The organism is Caloramator sp. mosi_1, from assembly GCF_028622835.1.
In the GTDB taxonomy this organism is placed as follows: domain Bacteria; phylum Bacillota; class Clostridia; order Clostridiales; family Caloramatoraceae; genus Thermobrachium.
This window is the reverse complement of sequence record NZ_CP117677.1, coordinates 1,975,742-1,993,692: the sequence shown is the minus strand read 5'-3', so window position 1 is coordinate 1,993,692 and position 17,951 is coordinate 1,975,742. Positions and strand designations below refer to the sequence as shown.

General features: G+C 31.1%; 20 protein-coding genes, 7 pseudogenes and 2 riboswitches. Of the genes and pseudogenes, 19 read left to right on the top strand and 8 right to left on the bottom strand.

Annotated elements, in window-relative coordinates; translation table 11 throughout:
• Positions 1-56: 56 nt before the first annotated feature.
• A pseudogene (locus tag PL321_RS14135) lies at positions 57-499 on the bottom strand (DMT family transporter).
• Positions 500-660: 161 nt separating this feature from the next.
• Here PL321_RS14135 and PL321_RS14130 point away from each other — a divergent pair.
• A complete protein-coding gene (locus PL321_RS14130) occupies positions 661-1,101 on the top strand; it encodes a M15 family metallopeptidase (RefSeq protein WP_273964584.1) in 441 nt (146 codons plus the stop codon).
• Positions 1,102-1,207: 106 nt separating this feature from the next.
• Here the strand turns inward: PL321_RS14130 and PL321_RS14125 are convergent.
• Positions 1,208-1,351, bottom strand: a pseudogene (locus PL321_RS14125) (zinc-ribbon domain-containing protein); the annotation flags it as partial.
• Positions 1,352-1,558: 207 nt separating this feature from the next.
• Between PL321_RS14125 and PL321_RS14120 the strand changes: the two are divergent.
• From PL321_RS14120 to PL321_RS21600, 11 genes and pseudogenes are all read left to right on the top strand, one after another.
• The gene (locus tag PL321_RS14120) at positions 1,559-2,158 is read left to right on the top strand and encodes an NUDIX hydrolase (protein ID WP_273962449.1); all 600 of its coding nucleotides are present in this window, start codon (positions 1,559-1,561) and stop codon (positions 2,156-2,158) included.
• Between the two features lie 166 nt (positions 2,159-2,324).
• A riboswitch (glycine riboswitch) is annotated at positions 2,325-2,423 on the top strand.
• 76 nt (positions 2,424-2,499) lie between these two features.
• Positions 2,500-3,540 (top strand): annotated as a pseudogene (locus PL321_RS14115) (PTS sugar transporter subunit IIC).
• 37 nt (positions 3,541-3,577) lie between these two features.
• Complete coding sequence (locus PL321_RS14110; protein WP_273962448.1) at positions 3,578-4,465, top strand: amidohydrolase; 888 nt, start codon at positions 3,578-3,580, stop codon at positions 4,463-4,465.
• Between the two features lie 8 nt (positions 4,466-4,473).
• Positions 4,474-4,725, top strand: a complete 252-nt coding sequence (locus PL321_RS14105; RefSeq protein WP_273962447.1) for an amidohydrolase family protein — start codon at positions 4,474-4,476, stop codon at positions 4,723-4,725.
• A gap of 122 nt (positions 4,726-4,847) precedes the next feature.
• Positions 4,848-5,156 carry a 6-carboxytetrahydropterin synthase QueD gene (queD, locus tag PL321_RS14100; RefSeq protein WP_273962446.1) on the top strand — a complete coding sequence of 103 codons (309 nt, stop codon included), beginning with the start codon at positions 4,848-4,850 and terminating at the stop codon, positions 5,154-5,156.
• Positions 5,157-5,203: 47 nt separating this feature from the next.
• Positions 5,204-5,974 (top strand): GTP cyclohydrolase FolE2, encoded by a 771-nt coding sequence (gene folE2 / locus PL321_RS14095; protein ID WP_273962445.1) that lies wholly within the window; start codon positions 5,204-5,206, stop codon positions 5,972-5,974.
• A pseudogene (gene folP, locus PL321_RS21605) lies at positions 5,971-6,805 on the top strand (dihydropteroate synthase). Before folE2 ends, folP begins: the two are co-directional and overlap by 4 nt.
• Positions 6,802-7,263: a 2-amino-4-hydroxy-6-hydroxymethyldihydropteridine diphosphokinase gene (gene folK, locus PL321_RS14075; RefSeq protein WP_273962442.1), complete on the top strand. Its 462-nt coding sequence runs from the start codon at positions 6,802-6,804 to the stop codon at positions 7,261-7,263. The pseudogene folP and the gene folK overlap by 4 nt, the downstream one beginning before the upstream one ends.
• A 722-nt stretch (positions 7,264-7,985) precedes the next feature.
• Complete coding sequence (locus PL321_RS14070) at positions 7,986-8,378, top strand: hypothetical protein (protein ID WP_273962441.1); 393 nt, start codon at positions 7,986-7,988, stop codon at positions 8,376-8,378.
• A 62-nt stretch (positions 8,379-8,440) separates the two neighbouring features.
• Positions 8,441-8,707 carry a hypothetical protein gene (locus tag PL321_RS14065; RefSeq protein WP_273962440.1) on the top strand — a complete coding sequence of 89 codons (267 nt, stop codon included), beginning with the start codon at positions 8,441-8,443 and terminating at the stop codon, positions 8,705-8,707.
• A 26-nt stretch (positions 8,708-8,733) separates the two neighbouring features.
• Positions 8,734-9,575, top strand: a pseudogene (locus PL321_RS21600) (LTA synthase family protein).
• A gap of 559 nt (positions 9,576-10,134) precedes the next feature.
• On the opposite strand, the gene PL321_RS14050 reads toward PL321_RS21600, so the two are convergent.
• Genes PL321_RS14050 through PL321_RS14040 form a run of 3 tightly spaced genes read right to left on the bottom strand, consistent with a single transcriptional unit; the run spans position 10,135 to position 11,305 of the window.
• Positions 10,135-10,743, bottom strand: coding sequence for an FAD-dependent oxidoreductase (locus PL321_RS14050; protein WP_273962439.1), 609 nt, complete (start codon positions 10,741-10,743; stop codon positions 10,135-10,137).
• A complete protein-coding gene (locus tag PL321_RS14045) occupies positions 10,716-11,117 on the bottom strand; it encodes a flavin monoamine oxidase family protein (RefSeq protein ID WP_273964581.1) in 402 nt (133 codons plus the stop codon). Before PL321_RS14045 ends, PL321_RS14050 begins: the two co-directional genes overlap by 28 nt.
• On the bottom strand, positions 11,114-11,305 hold the full coding sequence (locus PL321_RS14040; RefSeq protein ID WP_273962438.1) for a hypothetical protein: 192 nt from the start codon (positions 11,303-11,305) through the stop codon (positions 11,114-11,116). Before PL321_RS14040 ends, PL321_RS14045 begins: the two co-directional genes overlap by 4 nt.
• A 123-nt stretch (positions 11,306-11,428) precedes the next feature.
• On the opposite strand from PL321_RS14040, the gene PL321_RS14035 reads away from it, so the two are divergent.
• The 3 genes from PL321_RS14035 to PL321_RS14025 are packed head-to-tail and all read left to right on the top strand — an operon-like array spanning position 11,429 to position 13,015.
• Positions 11,429-12,262: an amidohydrolase family protein gene (locus tag PL321_RS14035; RefSeq protein WP_273962437.1), complete on the top strand. Its 834-nt coding sequence runs from the start codon at positions 11,429-11,431 to the stop codon at positions 12,260-12,262.
• Positions 12,246-12,785 carry an amidohydrolase family protein gene (locus tag PL321_RS14030; protein ID WP_273964580.1) on the top strand — a complete coding sequence of 180 codons (540 nt, stop codon included), beginning with the start codon at positions 12,246-12,248 and terminating at the stop codon, positions 12,783-12,785. Before PL321_RS14035 ends, PL321_RS14030 begins: the two co-directional genes overlap by 17 nt.
• A complete protein-coding gene (locus tag PL321_RS14025; RefSeq protein WP_273962436.1) occupies positions 12,752-13,015 on the top strand; it encodes an amidohydrolase family protein in 264 nt (87 codons plus the stop codon). The genes PL321_RS14030 and PL321_RS14025 overlap by 34 nt, the downstream gene beginning before the upstream one ends.
• Before the next feature lie 29 nt (positions 13,016-13,044).
• On the opposite strand, the pseudogene tyrS reads toward PL321_RS14025, so the two are convergent.
• The 3 genes and pseudogenes from tyrS to PL321_RS14010 form a co-directional block, all read right to left on the bottom strand.
• Positions 13,045-14,264, bottom strand: a pseudogene (gene tyrS, locus PL321_RS14020) (tyrosine--tRNA ligase).
• A 136-nt stretch (positions 14,265-14,400) separates the two neighbouring features.
• On the bottom strand, positions 14,401-14,604 hold the full coding sequence (locus PL321_RS14015) for a hypothetical protein (protein WP_273962435.1): 204 nt from the start codon (positions 14,602-14,604) through the stop codon (positions 14,401-14,403).
• Between the two features lie 339 nt (positions 14,605-14,943).
• Positions 14,944-15,354, bottom strand: coding sequence for a cation diffusion facilitator family transporter (locus PL321_RS14010; protein WP_273964579.1), 411 nt, complete (start codon positions 15,352-15,354; stop codon positions 14,944-14,946).
• On the opposite strand from PL321_RS14010, the gene PL321_RS14005 reads away from it, so the two are divergent.
• From PL321_RS14005 to PL321_RS13990, 4 genes and pseudogenes are all read left to right on the top strand, one after another.
• Positions 15,278-15,484, top strand: a complete 207-nt coding sequence (locus tag PL321_RS14005; protein ID WP_273962434.1) for a hypothetical protein — start codon at positions 15,278-15,280, stop codon at positions 15,482-15,484. The genes PL321_RS14010 and PL321_RS14005 overlap by 77 nt on opposite strands.
• A gap of 236 nt (positions 15,485-15,720) precedes the next feature.
• On the top strand, positions 15,721-15,915 hold the full coding sequence (locus tag PL321_RS14000; RefSeq protein WP_273962433.1) for a hypothetical protein: 195 nt from the start codon (positions 15,721-15,723) through the stop codon (positions 15,913-15,915).
• A gap of 114 nt (positions 15,916-16,029) precedes the next feature.
• Positions 16,030-16,197, top strand: a riboswitch (Lysine riboswitch).
• 70 nt (positions 16,198-16,267) lie between these two features.
• Positions 16,268-17,457, top strand: a pseudogene (locus PL321_RS13995) (aspartate kinase).
• A gap of 180 nt (positions 17,458-17,637) precedes the next feature.
• Positions 17,638-17,949: a thioredoxin family protein gene (locus tag PL321_RS13990; RefSeq protein WP_273962432.1), complete on the top strand. Its 312-nt coding sequence runs from the start codon at positions 17,638-17,640 to the stop codon at positions 17,947-17,949.
• Positions 17,950-17,951: the final 2 nt, after the last annotated feature.

Here is a 17,951-nt window from a genome sequence, read left to right as displayed (position 1 = left end):
GTTTTGTAAAATAATGTCTATATATTAGTTTTTAAATTAAAGGGGTAAATTATTCATTACCCCTTTAATTTAAAAATTATTATTCCTGCTACCATTAGAATAACTCCGAAAATCTTAGTATAATGAAAGGGTACTTTGTCTGTACCAAAAAGTCCGAAAAAGTCTATTGCGGCAGCTGTTACAAGTTGAGCAATAAGTATTGTAGAGACTGAATATGTTGGACTAAGTTCAGATATACCCCTCATTACAAAATAAATAATGAGAACGCCAATAACACCACCAAGCAAGTAGAGCTTATTGACCTGTGTAATTTTTTAAAATCTCCATTTCCTACAATTAGAAGTATAATAAGCGTAAAAATAAATCCTGTTATCTGTACTACAATATTTGTTTCCCAAAGGCCTATTTTTTCGCTGCATCGTGTGTTAAATACACCTTGTATGCTCATTAAAAAGCCTGCTAATATTGAAAAAACTATACCAATTAAATTGTTTTGCATAACGTCACCTCAAAATATATTATTCCCAATGATTTGTAATTTATTTATAATAATTTAAGAGGTGGTTATATGTTTTGTGATTATGATTTAATTGATGTTTCAATGCTAACAGATAAAATATTAATTGATATCAGATATGCGACAGATAGAAATTTTTTAAAATAAAATTTTATGAAGATAATAGATGCTTATTAAGATATGGTACTGCTAAAAAATTAATTAGAGCTAATGAATATTTATTAAATTTAGGTTTTAAACTTAAGGTTTGGGATGCATACAGACCATTGTCTGTTCAGAAAATAATGTGGGAATTTGTTAAAGATGAAGATTTTATTGCACCACCCTGGAGAGGGTCAATTCACAATAGAGGAGCTGCAGTTGATTTAACATTGGTAGATTTGAAAGGAAATGATTTGGAAATGCCTTCGGATTTTGATGATTTTTCTGAAAGGGCTAAAATAAATTATAATTGCTGTTCAATTGAATCTATTAAAAATAGGGAACTTTTAGCAGAAGCAATGATAAAGAATGGATTTAGAAGAATAAAAAGCGAATGGTGGCACTTTAATGATGAAGAATTTGAAAAATATGATATATTATAAAAAATTAGGATGTAGAAAAAGGTATATAGAAAAGTACTGCAATGAAATTTATATATAAAATAAAGAAAAGGAGAGTAAACTCTCCTTTATCTTCTTTCAAAGCTTCTTTTTGTTGCTTTCTTGTCTTTCTGCATTCTGGACATCTCTTTGGTTCGTTTTCAAAGCCTTTTTCTGCATAAAATTTTTGTTCGCCTTCTGTGAAAACGAACTCCTTGCCACAGTCTTGGCAAACAAGTGTCTTATCAGCCATTGAATACACCTCCTATAAATGATAGGATTTAACGACTCAAAGACACAACCCTACCAATTTATAGGGCAGTGGGTCTTGATGGTTAAATCTTTTTCTTAGATAATTATAACATTTATAATTATATTTGACAATAATATTATGAATCGTATATTTTAAAATTATACATAAAATTTAAAAAAATTAAGTTTAATAGGAGGAAGTTTTTAAATGGACATAGATTTTTTAAAGGATTTATTTAAGGAGAGAGAAGTAAAAATAATGGGACAAGATGAAGAATATAAAACATATTCGGTCGTAATTCCAATTGTCTATGACGGTGAATATAAAATATTATTTGAGGTTAGGTCTCATAAATTGAAATTTCAGCCTGGTGACATATCATTGCCAGGAGGTAAAGTGGAAGAAGGAGAAAGCCCAAAGGAAGCTGCTCTTAGGGAGTTAATGGAAGAATTAGGAATTAGTGAAGACAGCTTTGAATATATTGGTCAGTTCGATACGTTAGTGACATATCACGGAAGGATTATTTATGTATTTACTGTATTTTTAAAAGAATTAAATTTTAACTTATCAACGGACGAGGTTGAAGAAATCTTTCAGGTTCCAATAAAATATTTTAAAGAAAATACTCCAGATATGTACTTTGCAATAATAAAAGCCAATTTTGAAAAAGAGATTAAGTACAAAAAGATGAATAATAGACTCTTATCATACAGAAGTCCCATCTATTTTTATGAATATAGTGGCAGAATTATTTGGGGAATTACCGCAAAAATAATTTACAATTTTATTAAGCAAATGTTTAAATAATTTAAATTATACAAATATTGAAAATTCAACATATATAGCATATCATAATAGTAGAACTTAATATTGGTGAATGAAGGCTATTGGAGACATCAATTTTTGGTGACCGAAGGAGCAAGGAGTATTTTTCTCGAGATACTCTGAAACTTTCAGGTTATGTACAATAGCTGGACACAACCCTGGAGAGACCTAAATTTAGGCATCGAAGGAGTAACTTGCAAACTTTTGTTTTGCAAGAAGCTTTCAGATAAAGGACAGGGGAAGAGAAGCTTTTTATCGTGCTTCTTTTCCCTTGTCCTTTGTTATTTATTAATTTTTACATAAAAATTTAAGGAGGGTTTGTTATGACTATTATTAAGGGAATATTTTTACTAATGTTAGTGCTTACAGCATTTTCATTATTTACATTTAAGGCACCTAAGGGTGAAAATGCAATGTCTGGACTTGCAGGAGCAGCAGTAGCCACATTTTTCATTGAAGCAATATTTAAATATATACTTGGAGATTTTATAGGAATTAAATTTTTAGGAGAAGTTGGAGAAGCAGCAGGAAGTATGGGAGGGCCAATTGCAGCTATTTTAGTTCTCAATTAATATGGGAGTAAATCCTATTTATGCTGTTGTTGCTGGTGCAGTATGTTATAAACTGCCAATATTATCTGGTTTTGTTGCTGGATATATAGTAGGACTCTTTTCAAAAAATTAGAAGAAAAAATCCCAAGTGGATTAGAAATAATTCTTGGAGCTATCATAATTGCTCCCTTTTCAAGAATTATAGGGGTTATTACTCAGCCTGTTGTAAGTAATACGCTATCAGCTATTGGAGAAGTTATAAAGTTAGCATCCGAACAATCACCATATCTAATGGGTATGTTGCTTGGTGGAATAATTAAAATAATATGTACATCTCCACTTAGTTCAATGGCATTAACAGCTATGTTAAATTTAAAGGGGCTTGCTATGGGAATATCAGCCATAGCTTGTTTTGGAGGCTCCTTTACTAATGGAGTTGTATTTAAAAGATTTAAAATAGGAGATAGAGGTAATTTAATAGCAGTAATGTTGGAACCACTTACACAGGCGGATCTTGTTACCAAAAATGCTTTTGCTATATATTTGTCTGATTTTATAGGTGGAGGGCTTGCTGGTATTGGGGCAGCATATTTTAAAATAGTTAATAATGCTCCAGGTACAGCATCTCCAATTCCAGGTATGCTTGCACCTTTTGCCTTTAATCCTGCTACTAAAGTTTTACTTTCTTTATTCTTTGGAGCGGTAGGTGGGGTAATTGGAGGTTTAATAGGAACACAAATTATTATTGTATATAATAAATTAAAGAAAAAGATAAAACAAGGAGAAAAAGAACAAAAACTTAGTGTTAGTTAATAGGGATTGATGTATAATAAAAGAAGGGGTGGTAATTTTGAAAATACTTATTAAATCTGGTTTTCTTTATCCTATTGAGGGAAAACCCTTTAAGGGAGATATATTGATTGAAAATGGTAAAATTATAGATGTTGCAGAAAGTATTGAGGAGAAAGATACAACTGTTATAGATGCCGAAGGGAAATATATACTTCCTGGATTTATTGATGCACATAGTCATATAGGACTATTTGAGGAAGGAGTAGGGGCAGGTTATCAGGATGGTAACGAAGCAACAAATCCATTAACACCTGAAGTTAGGGCAATAGATGCCTTTAATCCTGATGATGTTGCAATTAAAAGAGCCTTAGAGGGTGGAGTAACAACTGTTATGATACTTCCTGGGAGTGCAAATGCAATAGGAGGCCAAGGTGCAATTTTAAAACTAAAGGGAAACATAGTTGATAAAATGATATTAAAGGAGCCTGCAGGTTTAAAGATGGCATTGGGGGAAAATCCAAAGAGGGTATACAGCAGTAAAAATCAAACTCCTTCAACAAGGCTGGGAACAGCAGCACTAATTAGAGGATATTTTATAAAGGTACAAGATTATATAAATAAAAAGAAACAATGTGAAAAGGAAAATAAAGAGTTTATTGATAGGGATATTAAATTAGAAATAGGAGAGAGAGTTCTAAAGGGTGAAATACCTGCAAGAATACACTGCCATAGAAGGGATGACATATTAACAGCAATAAGAATAGCAAAGGAGTTTGGATTTAAACTTGTATTAGAACACGCAACAGAAGGCTATAAAATAGCTGATTATATTAAGGAAAATGATATACCGCTGGTTATAGGTCCTTTGTTTGGTTTTAGAACGAAATTAGAACTAAAGGATAAAACCTATGAATCAGTTAGGATACTTAGTGAAAAAATATATTAACAGCAATAATGTGTGATCATCCGGTTATACCATTAGAAAATGCTAATATCCACGCAGGAGTTGCTCTAAGGTATGGTGCTGACGAACAAAAATTATTAGAGATGCTTACTATAAACCCAGCAAAGATTTTAGGGATTGATGATAGGGTTGGAAGTATAAAGAAAGGTAAAGATGCTGATATTGTAATCTGGAGTCATCATCCCTTTGATTTAAGAGCTAAGGTTGAAAAGGTTTATATTGATGGAGAGAATTGTTTATAGATACGAGAAAGTCCTCTATTAAAATAGGGGACTTTTAAAATTATATTTGCTAATATGTTGAATTGAGAAATGTTGTTCTTTGTGCTATAATCTTGATAAAATCTTAAGAATGGAGTGAAGGTATGATTCTTATAAAGGAATTTGAATTTGATGCAGCACATAATTTAATACATTATCACGGAAAATGCGAAAGACTACACGGACATACGTATAAACTTGTAGTTAAATTAGAGGGTGAGCCAGACAGTGAAGGAATGGTTTTTGATTTTGTTGAATTGAAAAGAATAGTAAAGGAAAGAGTTATTGATAAGTTTGATCATACATATCTTAATGAGATAATAGAACAACCCACTGCTGAAAATATTGCAGTATATGTCTGGGATGAGCTGTACGATGTATTAAAAGAGATAACTGCAGATTATATGAAGTAGAAGTTTGGGAAACAAAGACAAGTGGTATAGTTTACAGGAGGTAGTTTATGAAGGATGTACAAAATGAAAGAGATTTTAGAAATATACCATTAAAGCACGTTGGAATAAATAATTTAAAGTGGCCAGTAGTTGTAAAAGATAAAAGAAACGGAACACAAAACACTATAGCTAAGGTAGCATTATCTGTTGACTTGCCACATTTTCAAAGAGGAACTCATATGAGTAGGTTTGTGGAAGTTATTAAAGAGCTTAAGTCTGTGTCACCAAAGGACATTGAAGCAATGTTAACTGATTTAAAGGAAAAATTAGATGCACAGGTTGCTCATTGTAGAATGGAATTTGATTATTTCATTTCAAAACCTTCTCCGGTGACTCAGATAGAATCTCCCTATGATGTTCAATGTGCTTTTGAGGCAACGAAAAATAGTGAGTTTGATTTTATATTAGAGGTTAAGGTACCAGTTACAACATTATGTCCTTGTTCAAAGGAGATAAGCGAATTTGGAGCACACAATCAAAGGGCAACAGTTGATATAAAGATTAAAACAGATAAAATGATATGGATTGAGGATATTGTAAATGTTGCTGAAGAGAGTGCGAGTACACCTGTATTTTCACTTTTAAAGAGAAAGGACGAAAAATGGGTTACAGAAAAGGCATATTTAAACCCAAGATTTGTTGAGGATGTAGCAAGGGAAGTTGCAATTAGATTAGAAGGAATAAAAGAAATAAAGTGGTACAGTGTATGTGTAGAAAGCATTGAAAGTATACATAATCATAACGCCTTTGCTTATACAGAAAAGGGGATGATGGAATGAGGTATATAACACTAAGGGACGGTAGAGTATATGAATTCGATAGAATGAAGATAATGGGAATACTCAATGCAACACCAGATTCATTTTATTCAAATTCAAGGGTAAGTGGAGTAGAACAAGCAGTAAAAAGAGCTATGGAAATGATAAAAAGCGGTGCAGATATAATAGATGTAGGGGAGAATCAACAAGACCAGGTTCTGAACCTGTTGGAGTAGAGGAAGAAATAAATAGAGTAATACCAGTTATTGAGGCTATAAGAAAAGAAAATAAACAGATATTAATTTCGGTTGATACATATAGAGCAGAAACTGCAAAAAGGCAATTGAGGTTGGAGCAGATATAATAAATGACATAAGCGGTATGACCTTTGATAATGATATGGCAAAGGTTGTAAAGGAGTATAATGTGCCGATAATTATAATGCACATTAAAGGAACTCCTAAGGATATGCAACAAAATCCTCAGTATAAAGATGTATTAAAAGAAGTAAAAAATTATTTTATAGAAAGAATAGAATATGCAAATAAAAATGGAATCTCAAAGGATAAGATTATAATTGACCCAGGCATAGGGTTTGGTAAAACCTATGAACACAATATAGAGCTTATAAAACACATTGATTATTTTAATGACTTAGAAGTTCCAATACTTCTTGCAGTATCCAGAAAATCAAGTATTGGTGTTGCACTTGGGAATGTACCACCAGAGGAAAGACTTGAAGGAACAATTGCAGTTACCTGCTATGCAAGTATGAAAAATGTTGATATTATTAGGGTTCACGATGTATTAGAAAATAAAAGAGCAATTATGATGATGGAGGCATTAAAATGAATAGGGTATTTATTGCCTTTGGAAGTAATATAGGAGATAGATATGAAACTGTTAGCAAAGCATTTGAGCTTATAGAAAAAAATGATATGAAAATAATAAAAAAATCAGAGATTTATGAAACTGAGCCCTATGGATATAAGGAACAGCCTCCATTTATAAATGGAGTAATTTTAGTAGAAACTGAGTTAACCTGCAGAGAAACATTAGAAAGGTTATTGGATATAGAAAAGAAGTTAGGAAGAGAGAGAATAATAAGGTGGGGACCAAGAACAATTGATTTAGATATAATTTTCTTTAATGATGATATATACAGCGAAGAAGATTTAAAGGTTCCACATCCAGATATGCATAATAGGGAATTTGTTTTAAAGCCTTTATGTGACATAGATCCTGATTATGTTCATCCTATTATAAATAAAAGTGTTAGAGAACTGTATGCAATGTTAAAAGAAAAATAAATCACTTTTTTAAACGTGAGGCTGTTGAAAAAGCTATAATATGTCTGGCCCCTTGAAGGATTCCCTTGGCATTCCTTCATTTAGCTAAGCAAGTCTAAGCTTTTCTTTGTTTGAAAAAGTCCTACCCTCGCGATGCCCTCATCCTTGAGGGCCGCTCGGCTCGGCACATCGTGTGCCGAATTACGGACTTTTTCAAAGTCTAAAGATGCACTTGCTAAAGCTTATGAAATATGCCAATTTGAAATCCTTTCAAGGGGCAGTTTCACAATCAGAGCATCTTTTATGTTTGTCAACAATCTGACGTTTTTTAAACGTGATTCTTTTTTGTGCTGAATTTAAATTTGGCTTAATATAGTAACATTATTAATATTTTATTAATAATGCAAAAACTATTTATAAAGGGTTTTAAAAGTATTATATTAATTGTTGTGCAAAAAAATAATGGAGTGATTTTATGATAAGAAAAAGTTATTTAAAGATTTGGATATTTTGATTTTTATAATAGTTGTTTTTTCTAAACTGGTAGCCTTTAATTATGTTTTAAATTTAATTGATTTTCAAAAAACAGTTTAATCATAGGTTGTTTTGGGTCAGCATTAATAATTGCATCTATTTTTAGCTTCATAAGACAAAACAAAAGAGTAAAGTGTTTTATTATAGTTGATTTTATTATAAGTTTAATATTATTTACAGATGTTGTTTATAATAGGTATTTTTGTGATGTGACTTCAGTTGCATTAATTAAACAAGCAAGATTAGCTGCTGAGGTTAAAGATAGCGTGACATCTCTTATAAAATTAAAGGACCTTTTATTTTTTATAGACGTAATTATTTTTTCTATAATATATATAAAATACAAGAATTTATTAGATAGTAAAAAACCAAAGTTTACTTTAAAAACTATAAAATTTGCATCTATATTAGCATTGGGGTTGATTTTTTCTGTCACAAGTGTTAAGGCACTTGAAAAGGAACAACCAGGAATAACAAGAACAATGTACGATAAAAAATATATTGTTAGAAGAATAGGTAATGTTAACTTTCACGCAGTTGATTTCTATAGGTATATAACTTCGAATGTATTAAAAAAGGAAATATATCTGAACAGGAAATAAATGAAATAAATAAATGGATTCAAGAAAAGAATCTATCAAAGGGAACTAAGTATTATGGAAGTATGAAGGGTAAAAACTTAATTGTAGTTCAACTTGAAGCTTTTCAAGGATTTTTATTAAATAAAAAAATTGATGGAATAGAGATAACACCTAATTTAAACAAACTTGCTAAAGAAAGTTTAGTATTTGATAATTGTTTTTATCAAACGGCCTATGGCGGTACGTCTGATGCAGAGTTTTTGATGAATAATTCCCTTCTTCCAATCAGGGAAGGTGCAGTATATTATCAATATGCAGGTAATAATTATGAAGCTTTGCCTGAAAAATAAAGGAAATAGGATATTTTACATCAGTTATGCACGCAAATAGACCGGGCTTTTGGAATAGGGTCAATATGTATAAAAGTTTAGGTTTTGATATATATGAAAATGAAAATACATTCAATATTGATGACATTCAAGGACTTGGGTTAAGTGATAAATCCTTCTTTAAACAGGCAGTAGCAAAGATGAAGGAGTATGATAAGCCATTTTATTCTTTTTTAATTACTTTATCCAGCCATTACCCATATAAAGACTCGCAAAATAGACTAAATAATATAATAAATACAGGTGAATTTGAAGGAACTATAATAGGAGATTATATAAAATCTGCTAAGTATACCGATGAAGCAATAGGTGATTTTATAGATATGCTAAAAAAGAGGGGCTATGGGATAATTCTGTAGTTGTTTTTTATGGTGACCATTATGCTATACCATATGATAAGAAGGATATTATGGGAAAACTACTCTATGGTAGAGAGAATATATCGGAAATTGAATGGCAAGAGGCACAAAAGATAGTTGCAATGATACACTTTCCAAAAGAACAGATAAAGGGACATATAAAAGAGGTAACGGGACAATATGATTTTTATCCAACTTTAGCCAATTTATTTGGTATAGATGTTAAATATACACTTGGTAGAGATGTTTTAAATACACAGGAAGGCTTTGTTGTATTAAGAAATGGAACGTGGATAGCAGATGATGTAGCTTATTTAAATTTTGCTGATAAGGTTGTTGATAGAAAAACAGGAAAGAAATTAAACAAAGAGGATTATTTGGACAAATTTGAGAGAGCTTACAGATTTTTAAAGTATTCAGATAGTATAATAGAATATGATTTAATACAAAAATTAGAAGAAATAAAGTAAACCTTTTAGCTTCAGTTAAGGTTAAAGCTATTTTAAAAAACATTTTAAGGCAGAGAATTAATCTCTCTGCCTTATCAATTTTGCAATATTGTTGGCACAAAGCATTGCAGATTGATATGAACCTTGTTGCCATCCGTGTTTTGTAGAAACGTGTTCGCCTGCAAAAATACTCTGTTATTCATTTCAGGTAAAGTTGCTTCATAAAGGAATAACTCTTTTTGGCCTGGTGTCAATAGGGCTACACCACCCCAAATAAATGGAATATTTGACCATAGTATTGTGGAATAATCAATAATGTTATCCTCTATATAATTTCTAGGAAGCTTATGGATAGTTTCAATACAGCTTGAAACTTCCTTAATTCTTATTAAGTCGGGTTGATTACCTAAACGAAGAGCATTTTGATGCCAATTATATGATGCAAGAAGAACTCCAGGTGTTTTATAGGAAGTATTTTCGGTGAGTTTATATTCAAAAAGTCTATTTGGGACAGCCTCTATATGGTCGGTACCATAGAGGGTAGAGATTGTGATTAAATCTGTTAAAGTGGTTCCTAAGATTAGATTGCTTTCATCTTTCTCCCAAAAACGCTCTTTAAGATATAAAAAGGTTTTTGACCTATTTCATAATTTAATTCATTTATTGCCTGCATCTTAAGTGTAGAGAAATTAGGTGATATTTTTATTCTCCTTAGACTCGAAAAGGGTATACAGCATACTACATAATCAAATTCTTTATAATAAACATTTTTATCATTTAGATCAGATACTTCAAGTATAATTTTATCTCTATATGGAGATTTTATAATTGAGTTTACTAAATGCCCAAATTTAAATTGCACCTTACCAGGTCCATCTGAAGAGATGAGTTGGTTATAAAAGGCAAGTGGGAGGTTTGTCATACCACCTTCTATAGTATAGTTATAAGCAAAGTCAACGGTATAAAGCTCACCTAATATCTCAAACAAGCTAATGTGTAGTAAATCGGCTTCAAGGGATGAAAGATAGCTAATCATAGATATGGCATCCTGTGACAGGTTTGTATTTTCATATGCCTGTCTTAAGGATAAGTTTTGAATTTCTCTTATTTTATGGGAGTAGTTTTGTTTTATTTTAATTAATTCAGTTTTTTCATTTGAGGTTAGGTTATAAAAGTATTTGTTATACATTTGTAAAATAAGCTTGTTTGGAGGGAGTTTTTTTCAAGTTTAGAAAGTTTGAACTTGGGGTAAATATTATCCATAACACTTTTTCCGCTTGGTTCGTTTAAAGCGTAACTTCCACGTATATAAAAGAGGGACGAGTAGCTTTTGCTTATAAAGGGTCGTGTTTTTAGTTTAAATTTTTTAATATAGTGCCATACAGTTTCGTGGGAAATACCTATACGCATTGCACCAAGTTCAGCATATTGATTTGATTCTTTATCAAAATAATGTGTTTTTATTCTACCTCCTATTCGTTTAGAAGCTTCAAATATTGTAATATCACACCCAATTTTGTTTAATTCATAGCTGGCACAAAGTCCTGCACAGCCAGCACCTATAACAGCGACTTTGATGCCTTTCCCTGAAGCTTAGAACATATAGTTTCGATATCTTCAGGAGGAGACATAAGTTTTATAATTTCATCAAAGTCACCTACTCTATTATCAAGCTTTAGTAGAAATTTTAGCATCTTATACCTTTCTTCATCAGTAGGATTAATAGTGTGAAGAGGTATTGTTTGTTGCATAAATAACCACCTATAATGCTTTTAATAATTTATATGAACGATTTTAAAATAAAATGTTAAATTAATTTAAGTTGAAAGGAAGTAATGTTTTGTTATAGAACTATATAGGTAAGGGGAGTGAGTATGTCAGGAATTTTAATAACCAATGCTAAAATATATACAATGGATGAAAACGACAGTATCTTTTCATCTATGTATATAGAAGATGGAAAAATAGTTGAATTATCAAATCAAAACTTAATAGAAAAATTTTCAAACTGCGATATTATTGATTTAAATGGTAGAGCAGTTTTGCCTGGCTTTATAGAAAGTCATATGCACCTTATAGAGGCTGCAAGAAGTATGGTTGAAATGGATTTTAAAAATGTGAAAAATAGAGAGGATTTTGAGCACGCATTGTATTCCTTTAGTAAATCAAAAGAACAAGATTCTTGGATTATGGGATCAGGTTGGAGTGAAATAGTATTTGGCGGTATTATGCCCCATAGATATGATATTGATAAAGTAGTTAGTGATAAGCCAGTATGTTTAATAAGGCAGGATGGACACTCCCTCATACTTAATACCAAGGCATTAGAGGTACTTAATCTTAAAGATGATGAGAAGGTAATTGAATCGGAAACAGTTGGAAAGGATGAGTTTGGTTTAACAGGTTTATTTTATGAAAGTTGGGTATTTGAGATAGTAGGAAAGATAATGGAAATGATGCCCGACATATATTACGAAATAGCGTTACTTAGAGTAGATAGTGAGCTTATAAAAAATGGAGTTACATTAGTAAACGACATTATGACTCAATACCCAAGATATTATAACACTTATAAAAGACTTCAAAGTGAAGGAAAAATAAAGGTTAGAATTATAGCAGGAAGTTTAGGTAATTCTAAGGAGTATGATGAATTTATAAAACTTTCTGAGACAAAAAGCTTAAAAAGGTCCTATAAAGTATTTTGTTGATGGCAGCTTTGGTTCAAGGACGGCTTTACTAAGTGAACCCTATGAAGATGATACAAATAACTATGGATGTCAAAATTTAAGTGATGAAGAAATATATAATATTATCGAAAAATCCCTAAAGAATGATATTCCAATAGCTGTTCATATTATTGGGGATTTAGCAATGAAAAAGTTTTTAGATATATATGAAAGGGTATATAAGATTTATCCAAATAATAAAGTCAGAAATAGGGTTGAACATATTCAGATAATAAAGGAGGAAGATATAGAAAGATTTAAAAGGTTAAACCTTATAGCATCCTTTCAGCCTATATTTAACTTAGAAAGTAATTTAACCTTGACAAGACTTGGTTTTAGAAGAATAAGGGATACTTATAGATATAGAACATTTATTGATAAGGGCATAACAACAATATTTAATAGTGATACTCCCTTTGGTGCAGAGTATGTGCAAAAGAAGGACGGAACCTTTTTAAAGGCTTTGAACCAATGCTTGGTATATACTGTTCGGTTAATAAATTAAATTTAAATATTCAGGAAAGGGTAACTGTGAAACAGGCTGTAGAATGTTATACCAAAAATTCAGCCTATGCAAACTATATAGAAGATGTTTATGGAACTTTAGAGAAGGGTAAATATGCAGATTTTGTAGTTCTTGAGGAGGATATATTTAATATTGACTCCCTAAAGATTAAGGATGTTGAAGTTTATATGACTGTTATAGATGGTGAAGTAGTATATAAAAGGGACTAGTAAATAATTACTAGTCCCTATATTTATCTTTAAACAAGTACAACTCTATAGAAGGTCTTTTTACCTTTTCTTACAAGCATTTCTCCATCTTTAAATAGAGATGAATCTATTACAAAATCCATATCTGAAACTTTTTCATTGTTTATATATAAACCGCCTTGTTGTATAAGTCTTCTTCCTTCGCTCTTAGAAGGTATAGCCTTAATTTCTACTAATACATCAATAACCTTTTGACCTAATAGATTAGATGGCATTTCAAAGGTTGGAGCATTACTTAAATCTCCACCAGATTCAAATAGTGCTATTGCTGCTTGTTCAGCCTTTTTAGCTTCTTCTTCACCGTGGACAAGCTTTGTTACTTCGTAGGCAAGTACCTTTTTGCTTCATTTATTTCTTTATCCTTAAGTGCACCTAATCTTCTAACCTCATCCATTGGGAGGAAGGTTAAAAGAGCAAGGCATTTTTCAACGTCTGCATCGTTTACGTTTCTCCAGTATTGATAGAACTCAAATGGAGTTGTTTTATTTGCGTCAAGCCATAATGCTCCCTTTTCAGTTTTGCCCATCTTCTTTCCTTCGCTGTTAGTTAAAAGTTTAAAAGTTAATCCATAGGCTGGTTTTCCTTCTTTTCTTCTAATTAGGTCTGCACCAGCAAGTATATTGGACCACTGGTCATTTCCGCCAAGTTCCATTACACATCCAAACCTTTTATGTAGTTCTAAGAAATCATATGCCTGCATTAACATATAGTTAAATTCAAGGAAGGATAATCCCTTTTCCATTCTAAGTTTAAAACATTCTGCAGTAAGCATTTTATTTACTGAAAAATGTACACCTACATCTCTTAAAAATTCAATGTAATTTAAATTCCAAAGCCAATCAGCGTTGTTAACCATTATAGCCTTTCCATCAGAAAAATCAATAAATCTTTCCATTTGTTTTTTCAGACATTCTGAGTTATATTGTATTTCTTCCTTTGTTAACATTTTTCTCATATCAGTTTTACCGCTCGGGTCTCCAATCATAGCAGTACCGCCACCAATTAGGGCAATTGGTCTATGTCCTGCTCTTTGCATATGAGCCATTGCCATCAAAGCGATAAAGTGACCTACGTGAAGACTATCTGCAGTTGGGTCAAAACCAATATAGAATGTTATCTTTTCTTTTTCTAATAATTCTTTTATTTCATCTTCGTGGGTAAGCTGTTCAATAAAGCCACGTTCCATTAGCACATCAAAAGCTGACATTATTAAAACCCTCCTTAAAATAAGCTTGCATATATTTTACCAAAGTAGAAGTATAATTTCAAATAAAATTAAAAATCTGCATAGATATTATCGACGTGAATAATTATTTCATAGTTAGTAAGAACTTTGCTTAAATCATTTATGATTTCAAATACTTTTTATTTATTTCATCCTTTTTAACATCATTTGAAAATACAACATCAAATATTATATTCTTTTTATGCTTTCCATCAACCAATCTAATGTCGTGAATATCAAGTATATAGTCATATTTAGAAAGTACGTCTTTAATTTTAAATCTTATTATTTCTAATTCTTTGTTATCAAGAACAACAGGATCCATATGCAGTATTAAAACAATATTTAATTTTTTAGATACCTCATTTTCAATTTTATCAATTAACTCGTGTGCCTCTAATATATCAGTTCTATAATCAATTTCTGCGTGAAGAGATGCAATTGTTTTTGAGCACCATATGTATGAACAATAAGATCGTGAACGCCAATTATACCTTCATAGGATTTTACATTTTCAACTATTTTTTTACAAGCTCTGGGTCAGCAGCTTCACCAAGAAGAGGGCTTATTGTTTCTTTTATAAGGCTATACCCAGCATAGAGTATAAAAAGCGAAACTATTAATCCTATATAACCATCAATAGTTATATTAAAAAATTTAGCAACTAAAAACTAATTAGAACCGTAGATGTTATTATCACATCACTAAAGCTGTCAAAGGATGTTGCATTTATTGCACCTGATGAAGATACCTGTGATAAAACTTTGTTAAAATAACCAAGCCAAAGCTTTATTATTATAGAAACAGCAAGAATTATAATAGTGTAAACGTTGAAGGTAAGTGGAGAAGGATGTAAAACTTTTTCGAAGGAGGATTTTAAAAACTCAAACCCAACTAATAGTACAAGTATAGATACAATAAGGCCTGCGATGTATTCACCTCTACCGTGTCCAAAGGGATGTTCCTTGTCAGCAGGTTTGTCAGCTATCATAAAACCAATGATTGTTACTACAGAGGAGCCTACATCTGATAAATTGTTAAAGGCATCAGCTGTTATTGCAATACTTCCACTAATCGTACCAACTATAAATTTAAATATAAAAAGAAGTATATTGATGAAAATACCTACTCCACCTGATAGATATCCAACATATTTTCTATCTGTTTTATTTTTAAATACGCTTCAATTAGCCTTCGTGTCATAGCTTTTCGTCTCCTTTTTTAGAGTATAGATATATTTTAACCTAATTTTAAAAAATAGAAATGAGAGTGTTAATGTATAGTATTAAACTAATTTAATTGAGTATTATTGAATTATGTTAAATGTTAATTATTGTAATTATAATTTAATTTATAATAAATATCAACAAATTTCCACGAATTTTAGTTAGATTATAGGTAAAAATATTACTGTGAAAAAATTAAAATGGAGGTATTAGGTATGTTACAAAAGAATGCAAGACAAAATGTAGAAGAAAGTGTACAAAATCTACAAAATACACTAAACAGCTTAAGACAGGCAGCAACAACAGTAGAAAATCAAAATACCAAAGCTCAAATTGAGCAACAAATTCAAAGTCTACAAAATACATTAAATGCTTGCCAAAACATTGCAAATACACTAAGGCAACAGTGATTAAGAGGGGTATACCCCTCTTAATTTATTTCGGAAAATTAATAAATATACAGTTGAATCGCATAAATATTTGTGGTAATATATTCCCAATAAAGTTAAATAAAAAACAACAATGCCTTGTGTAGAGGTGCCTAAGTCAAGAGTACTAAAGTGGAGCTTGGCAAGCAAAGATACTTTAGGAAAGGGGCTTTAGGCCGAAGGGAATAGTCGCCGAGCTATTTGCCTGGCTGTTTGCAGAATATGCACTCAGCTGTCACCTTAAGGTGGAGAGCTACAAAGGTTTTGTTTGGGTATGCAAAAGCAGCTTGAACAAACCTTGCTGCTTTTATTTTTTATAAAGGAGGAGTGGTTAATGGCAATAGTTGTACAAAAATATGGTGGAAGTTCAGTAGCTACAACTGAAAAGATAAAAAAAGTTGCAGAATGTGTAATTGATAAGAAAAATAAAGGGAATCAAGTAGTTGTTGTAATTTCAGCTATGGGAGATACTACAGATGACTTAATTGAACTTGCAAATAAAATTTCCAAAACACCAGATAAAAGAGAGTTGGATGCACTGCTTGCAACGGGTGAAATGATTTCAAGTTCACTATTAGCAATGGCTATAAAGGATTTAGGATATGACGCAATATCCTTTAATGCTTTTCAAATTCAATTAAGAACAAATGGTGTATATGGAAAATCATTAATTGAAGACATCAACATAGCTCCAATAAAAAATGCATTGGAATTAGGCAAAATAGTTGTTGTAGCTGGGTTTCAGGGAGTAACGGATTATGGGGACATTACAACATTAGGGCGAGGAGGTTCAGATACAACTGCTGTAGCACTTGCAGTTAAATTAGATGCAGAGTGTGAGATATATACAGATGTTGATGGAATATATAGTGTAGATCCACGCCTTTATAAAAACGCAAAAAGATAGAAAATATAAGCTATGAGGAGATGCTTGAGCTATCAAGTCTTGGTGCACAGGTAATGCATTCAAGGTCTGTAGAACTTGCTCAAAAGTTTAATATACCTATTTATGTTGGATTAAGCTGTAGTGATATAAAGGGAACATATATAAGGGAGGTAGAAAATATGGAAACAAAACCAGTTACAGGGCTTGCGGTTTCAGACGAAGATGTATCAATAACTCTACTTGATATAGAATATGATATCTGTGTTCTTTCAAGTATATTTGAGTCAATAGCCTTAAGAAATATAAATGTAGATATGATAAGTCAGACTGCACCACAAAACGGAAGTGTAAATATATCCTTTACTATACCAAAGGCAGATTTAAATGAATGTTTAAAGGTTATTAGATTATATACATTTAAGAAACCTCTTATAGATGAGAATATAACTAAATTTTCTATTGTAGGAATTGGAATGAAGAACACATCAGGTGTTGCAGCAAGGCTTTTTAAAGTTTTTAAGGAGAATAATATACAGGTTAAAATGATTACTACGTCAGAGATAAGAATTACCTGTACTATAAATAGGGAAGATAAATTAAAGGCTGTGGAACTTGTAGCAAAGGAATTTAATCTATGATAATGCAGATACTATAGAAAGAAAACTTTCTATAGTTTTTTTATTAAACAGGAATATTTGTAATTTTATTTGTTAATTTAACTTAAAGTTAACAAATATATATGATTTTTTATTGAAAAAATGTATAAAAGTATTATTATATGATTAAAGAATCATATACTTTATATGGAAGGTGATATTATGAAATTACAGGAAATTAATAAAGTAAATTTTGAAGGAATGGAGAATAGTATAACAGGAGTTTTAGAGCTTTATACAACAACTTGTCCTGTATGTGTTCAATTAAAACCTGTACTTGAAGAAGTAGCACAGGAGTTTGATAATATTAATTTTTATACAATAAACGCACAGGAAAATATGTCAGTTGCAAGAAAGTTTAAGGTAATGAGTGTACCAACTACACTTATTCTCAAAAATGGTGAAGTTGCAGAAAAAATCATTGGATTTAAAAACAAAGAAGAACTTAAGCAAATAATACAAAAACATTTTTAGGT